Origin of the sequence: Nevskia soli, assembly GCF_903970205.1 — a bacterium.
Taxonomy (GTDB): Bacteria; Acidobacteriota; Terriglobia; order Bryobacterales; family Bryobacteraceae; genus Bog-113.
This window is the reverse complement of sequence record NZ_CAJCHS010000319.1, coordinates 1-2,808: the sequence shown is the minus strand read 5'-3', so window position 1 is coordinate 2,808 and position 2,808 is coordinate 1. Positions and strand designations below refer to the sequence as shown.

General features: G+C 58.4%; 2 protein-coding genes. Both read right to left on the bottom strand.

Annotation, left to right across the window (positions count from 1 at the left end):
- A partial coding sequence (locus tag H1Y01_RS13915) for a vWA domain-containing protein (protein WP_180541115.1) occupies positions 1-1,230 on the bottom strand: 1,230 nt, incomplete at its 3' end.
- Positions 1,231-1,255: 25 nt separating this feature from the next.
- The gene (locus H1Y01_RS13910; RefSeq protein WP_180541114.1) at positions 1,256-2,770 is read right to left on the bottom strand and encodes a magnesium chelatase; all 1,515 of its coding nucleotides are present in this window, start codon (positions 2,768-2,770) and stop codon (positions 1,256-1,258) included.
- Positions 2,771-2,808: the final 38 nt, after the last annotated feature.

The window sequence follows — 2,808 nt, the reverse complement described above, 5'->3', positions numbered from 1 at the left end:
GCGCGTTTTCCGATTCATGTAATCCATCAGAAGATATTGGCCGAGATTGTAAGGCGTGGTGAAATACGCCTTCCCGCGGCAGATTTCGGTCACCTTCTGGACGAAGTTCACTAAACCGTAGTCGCTGGCGAGCATGAAGGTGTTGATCAGGATGCCCTGCTTGCGGCAGCGATTGACTTCTTCCAGCGTCTTGCTGATCACCAGCGGGTCGAGCCCAAACGCATTGCGGTACATGCGCCCGTCTTCCAGGGTCAGCGCGCTCGGCTTGCCGTCGGTGATCATTACGATCTGGCGCATGTCTTTGCGCTCGCGCTCCAGCAGGCGCTGCGCGAGGATCAAACCGTCGCGGGTGTTGGTGTAATAAGGTCCGACCTGAACGCGCGCGAGCTGGCTGATGTCGAGTTCTTCGGCGGAATCGTGGAATAGGACGCAGCGAAGCGTGTCACCGGGATACTGCGTGCGAATCAGGTGAGCCAGCGCCATCGCGACTTTCTTGGCCGGCGTGAAACGGTCTTCGCCATAGAGAATCATGCTGTGGCTGCAATCCAGCATCAGCACCGTCGCGCAGGAGCTCTGATACTCGCACTGATTGACGTAGAGGTCTTCGTATTCCAGGTTCAGCGGGACCTTGACTCCCTCGCGCTGCACGGCGGAGAAGAGTGTCTCGCTGATATTCAGATTGAGCGTGTCGCCGAATTCATAGAGCTTCGAGGAACCTGAGGACTCTACTCCTGTCGCGAGATCGCGGGTATCATGGCGGCCGAAGCTCGACTTACCTAAAGAACCAAGCAGGTCTTTCAACGTCTTGAATCCGAGAAAGTCGAGCGACTTATCGGTAACTTCGAACTTAACCTTCGACTCCGGACCTTCGCCGCCTTGACCTTTCGGTTGATCGATCGGCTGACTGGGCTGCGAGATGGTGATGTGACCTTCGTCAGCAAGCTTCTGGACCAGAGTATCCAGCAGTTGGTTCATCTGCTCGGGCGTCATGTTTTGCAGACGCTCCAGCATCTTTTCCATCTGGTCATCGGGGAAAAGATCGCCGGATTCGAGCGCGCGCGCGATAGCTTGTTTCAGCTCCTCCATGGTGCGCTGGTCCATCTCACGAAATTGCCCGTAAGGCGAATCAAAGCCGCTTTGGAGGAAGAAATCGGACAGCGCGTTCAGCAGATCCTGAGCGTCGATGCCAAAGTCCTCGCCGGTGTAGCGCGAGTACTTAATAGATTTCATATTGCGCGAGCCTCCTTTCGTGCGATTAGTTGAACTGCTTGCGGCGGCGTTCCCGTTCGCGCTCGCGATCGTCGCGCTCATCCCGCCGTTCGCGCGGCGGCGTGGATCGTTTCTCTTCGGCTGCAAAGGTCCGTTCTTCCGTGCGGCTGATGCGGCGGTGCGCATACAAGCCTTCCAGAACGAATTCAGCCGCCGAAGCGCGGACCGCATCCGGTTCGTTGGGCGTGAGTCCGAGCGCGCGCGTTTTCTCCATCAGCCCTTGAATACCTTCGAGCTGCCGGACCATGCTCTCGGAATTGACCGTCTCGCCGAGTTGCAGCGAACCGCCGAGGTCGAACCATTGCACAATCGAATTGAGGTTGACGCCCTCGAAGTAGCGGTCGAATACCTTGCCCACGGCGATGCGGATAATCTCGCGAGCCACGGTATCGCCGCCCTTCAACTCGCCTTCATACTCCAGTTCGAGCTTGCCGGTGATGGCGGGGAGCGCGGAATAAACATCGAGCACGCGCGGCACGGCGAGGCTGTCGCGATTGCCGAGCGCGCGCCGCTCCGCGTTCGAAAGTGCGTTTTCCAACACCGAGATGGGCAGTCGCTGCGACACGCCGGAGCGCTTATCGATGCGCTTGTCTTCACGCGCGATGAACGCCAGCTGCTCCACCACTTCGCTGATATACGACGGCACGCGCGTTTGTATGTTCGACGCCCGGTCCATCCACGCTTCCTGCTTGGTGATCTCGATGCCTTGCTCGATCTCGGTCGGATAATGCGTGCGGATTTCGCTGCCGATTCGATCCTTCAGCGGGGTGACGATCTTGCCGCGCGCCGTGTAGTCTTCGGGATTGGCGGTGAAGACCAGCAGCAAATCGAGCGGCAGGCGAACCGGATAGCCCTTGATCTGTACGTCGCCTTCCTGCATGATGTTGAACAACCCGACCTGAATTTTGCCGGCGAGATCGGGCAATTCGTTGATGGCGAAAATGCCGCGATTGGCGCGGGGCACCAGGCCGTAGTGAATGGTCAACTCGTCGGAGATATCGGCGCCGCGGCGGGCGGCTTTGATGGGGTCGATGTCGCCGATCATATCTGCGATCGTTACGTCGGGGGTCGCGAGTTTTTCGATGTAGCGGGCGTGGGGTGTTAGCCACGCGATCGGAGTTTCGTCGCCGTGTTGCGCGACGATATGGCGCGCGTGAGCGGAGATCGGGTGGTACGGATTATCGTGAATCTCGCTGCCCGCGACATAGGGAATGAACGGATCGAGAAGCGTTGTCAGCATGCGGATGAGGCGCGTCTTAGCTTGCCCGCGCAGCCCGAGCAGGATGAAGTTGTGCTTCGAAAGAACGGCGTTCACGAGCTGAGGAACGACGGTGTCCTCATAGCCGACGATGCCGGGGAACAACGTTTCCCCGCGCTGCAGCTTGCAAATTAAATTCGCTCGCAGTTCATCTTTAACCGTGCGCGAGCCGGAGTGGGTTTCCGAGAACGCGCTATTGCGCAATTCTCCTAAGGTGCGGGGTAACTCCTGGGTTGGCTTCATGAGGGAGCATTCCGGATGTATTCGCAGTGTAGCAAGCG